This is a genomic window from Proteus sp. G4415, assembly GCF_963896075.1.
Classification (GTDB): Bacteria; Pseudomonadota; Gammaproteobacteria; order Enterobacterales; family Enterobacteriaceae; genus Proteus; species Proteus mirabilis.
Map to the genome: position 1 here is coordinate 1 of NZ_CAWQOK010000036.1, position 3,711 is coordinate 3,711.

Here is a 3,711-nt window from a genome sequence, read left to right on the forward strand (position 1 = left end):
TTATATTGATTTTAATTTTTACTATTGTGCTATATTTATATAAAAAGAATGAGCTTTAAAAGGAATATTATGTCTCGTAAAATTAAAAATATACTTATCTCCATTTTTTTAGTATTTATGGCCTTGGGGTTTTATCTCAATAAAAATCAAATCCAACCACAGTCAAAGCCAAATGGTTATAGCTATTATCAAAAAGGTGACTATAAAGAGGCGTTTAATTATTTTTCACAACATGCACAAAGTGATCCGCAAGCAGCATTTAGTTTAGCAATGATGTATTGGGATGGCATAGGGGTTGATAAAAATGCCTTAGCTTCACAAAAATGGTTAATAAAATCAGCAAATTTACAAAATAAAAATGCACTTTATAATTTAGGATATTTACGTAACAAAGGATTAATCCAAAGTCCTACTGATGATGCTCAAGGATTAACGTCATTAACTAAAGCTGCTGATTTAGGCTCTTCAATAGCGAAAGATTTTTTACATGACCTTAATTTTCCTGTGATTTATTATGATCAAAAAGAATATACGCTACTCCCTATTTATGGTGAGCAATCTTGGTCTGAAAAAAAAAGAACACTTGAAGAATTAGAAAAATTAGCAGAAGAAGGCAATAAAGAAGCTGTATATCAATATTTAGAGAATAAGGATTCAGTAAAACAATCAAAAAAGACTAAAAATATGATACGTCCTTTTATTGAAGAAAAAGATCCTAAAATGATGTATTTAAAATATAAGTTAATAAGTCAAGATATTAACTTACTTTTTGATTCAGCATATTTGAACTATCCTGAGGCAACATATCTTCTGTATCAAATCTACAAGGGTGATAAGAAAAACTATCCCCTTCAAGAAAATTCTTTTTTAGCTAATATATATTTAAAAAAATCTGCTGATTTAGCGCATCATGATGGATTAATTAAAATAATAGAGAAATTAAATAATAGTGATACATTATCATCAAATTATTTTAGAAACTTGCTTGAAAAATATATTAATACATTATTATTGAAATATCCAAACTCTCCACAAGCCATGCTAGCGCTCGCTAATGTCTATTTAAAACCAAATAGTAGTTTTTATAATTTTGAAAAAGCACTTAAGCTGGTAGAGAGAGCATATAACATACAGCCATCTCCTGAAAGCAAATTATTATTGGCTAAATTATATTCTAATAGTGAGGGGGTTCATCAGAATATTAGAAAAGCAGTTAGTTTTCTGAAAGAAAACATAACTAATGATAAATTGACAGGTAAAAGCCAAAGAGAATTAGTAAAAATATATTTTGATTTTGGTGCTTCTGATTATCTTAAAAAAGAAGAAATTGTGAATATTTTAAGAGAGAGTGTAATTAAAAATAAATCAGCTGGTACATTTAATCAAAACTATAGCTTAGCTCATTTTTATGCAGATCTTCTTTTAGAAGAAGATGTCGCCAATAATGAAGAATATGCTTTTTCATTATATCAAAAAGCACGAGGTTATGCCTATGAAGCTACTTTTCATCAAGCAATTGCGACTATTAAATATAAAAATATAATAGATGATCAAGCTCTTATTAATATTGTTTCAGAATTGAAAGATGATTTAGAAAGCAGAAGGTTGACCGAAAAAAAACGACAGGAAGGATATAGTATTCTTTTCCGATATGGAATGGATTCACAGTATGTAATTGATTTTATTGTGGAACGTTCGCTATATGATGATAAAATAAGAAAGGCTATTCAACCATTATTAAGTCAAAATACAAATCTTGTATTTCAATATACAATAAAGAATATAATACATGAGAACTCAGCTAACAATATTAATGAAGATAATTTAAAAAAATATTATAAGGATATATTTAAATTAGCTGAAATAGGTTCTATTGATGCAATTAAATTTATTATTACAAAAGAGTATAAAGATAAGAGTGCTGGTGATGAAATTTATCAAGACTATTCTTTTGATAAGTTAACTAATATCACTATTAAGGAACGTTTGGCTTGGCGAAAAAAATGTGCAGATTTAGGTAATTTTATTTGCTTAAAAGAATTAGCTATAATTTATCGAGACGGTAAAGAGGGGGTTAGAAAGAACATTGCGAAAGCATCTGAATATGAACGACGTATTAGCATCAATTCGTCTCACTTTGAGCTGGAATCAGAAAAATATGAAATAGATAGAAGATGGAAGGAAAAAAGAGATAATACACTTGATTATTTACTAAACCAAAAAGAGAGTAGTAAACAACAACTAGAATTAGCAAGATTTTATAGTATTGAAGATAGTGGAAGAAGTTTAATTTATGCCAAAAAAGCATATGATTTAGGAAATAAAGAAGCGGCTGAGTTAATTTATTGGTACTATATGCAAAATATCTGTGAAGATAAAGATAATATCAATAAAGCAGACTACTATCTTAAAGAATGGCTAACAACAGGAGAAGAACCTAGTAAATACAGCTCTTCTAATGAATACAAATATTCTAGTATTAGTATCATTGCTGATTATTATTTAGAGTCACCGTGTTTAGTTGAACGAAACCTTGATAAGGCTATTGAGTGGTATCAATTATCGTTAGATTATCCATATGAAATAAATGATTTTTTGTATTCTGAATTAAATAATATGTATACTAATGCACCAAAATAAATAAGTAAGGATCCTTTCGTGAATGTGTATTTATCTACACTAAAAAATCATAACGATTATATTTTAGATATGAATATTCGATTAGGAAAAATGAATTTTGCAATATCTTCTTTTGACAAACTTTATGAAGCACTTCTACTCAAAGGTGATGTGAAAGAAGCATATTATTATGGTTTACTATTAAATTATGATGTGAATAATGTCGCTATGTTTTATTCTTTATCTGACATTGAGCGTAAAAATATTGAATATCGTGTTGCTGATTATTTAAAAGAAATACAAAAATAATTTTATGTTATATGAGAAGTCCTTAATTATATTAAATTTTGAGGGGTTCTTATTGATAGCAAAAGATAATCACAATATAAATTTTAATTATATTGTGATTATCAATTACTTTAAAATTAGACACCAAAATTAAAAGTGAGAACAGCCTCCCCGATAAAATCTAAACCATTAGATAAATCTATTCCTTTTTTACTTAATTCATCTCTAGATAAAATAAAGGTTTGAGTAGGATTACTTTCAATTCCCTGTCTGAAATTTGCTTGGAAAATTTCACCTGAAATTAGAGCCAGAGAGCCTTTATCAACCGATTCTGTCTGTTGTTTTGATGTCCAACCATTGGTTGGCCCTTTATATAGGACATTATAGTAGTTAGTCCCTGTGATAGCAGCATCGTTTGCTCGTGAAATATACGCAGGTTTGCCATCAACAGTCACATTATCCCATACAAAATAAGCTGCTCCAACCGCAGTTTCAGGATTTGCTTTATCTACTAAATGAAACCAGTCTGACGTATTATTAACGCTTAATTCTGTATTATCATAAGTATCAGACGCAACAAAGGTTAAATATGTTTTTGCATCACATTCAACTGTAACTGTATTTTGAACCATACTGGCAGGATAAGAATAAATTTTCGATTGAGGGATAAGTGTTGGGCTTATGACTCCGTAATCGAAAATTACATCACTTTGTGTTGCTCCATTAATAGTACAAGTTGGGGGCTTAATATCACCGTTGATTTTTAAGTTAGCTACAGGGGATTTAGCCAACACTGGCGTAGAT

General features: G+C 28.9%; 3 protein-coding genes. 2 read left to right on the forward strand and 1 reads right to left on the reverse strand.

From position 1 onward, the window contains the following. The first annotated feature begins 69 nt into the window (after positions 1 to 69). Positions 70 to 2,640 carry a tetratricopeptide repeat protein gene (locus tag AACU95_RS03180; protein WP_237612028.1) on the forward strand — a complete coding sequence of 857 codons (2,571 nt, stop codon included), beginning with the start codon at positions 70 to 72 and terminating at the stop codon, positions 2,638 to 2,640. 18 nt (positions 2,641 to 2,658) lie between these two features. Further along, a complete protein-coding gene (locus AACU95_RS03185) occupies positions 2,659 to 2,928 on the forward strand; it encodes a hypothetical protein (RefSeq protein ID WP_237612029.1) in 270 nt (89 codons plus the stop codon). A 116-nt stretch (positions 2,929 to 3,044) separates the two neighbouring features. Here the strand turns inward: AACU95_RS03185 and AACU95_RS03190 are convergent. After that, the coding region (locus AACU95_RS03190) for a fimbrial protein (RefSeq protein WP_161731298.1) at positions 3,045 to 3,711 on the reverse strand (667 nt) is incomplete at its 5' end.

What these genes read in the sequence shown, in the direction of transcription:
- AACU95_RS03180 (WP_237612028.1), top strand. Translation starts at nt 70, where the DNA reads ATGTCTCGTAAAATTAAAAATATACTTATCTCCATTTTTTTAGTATTT.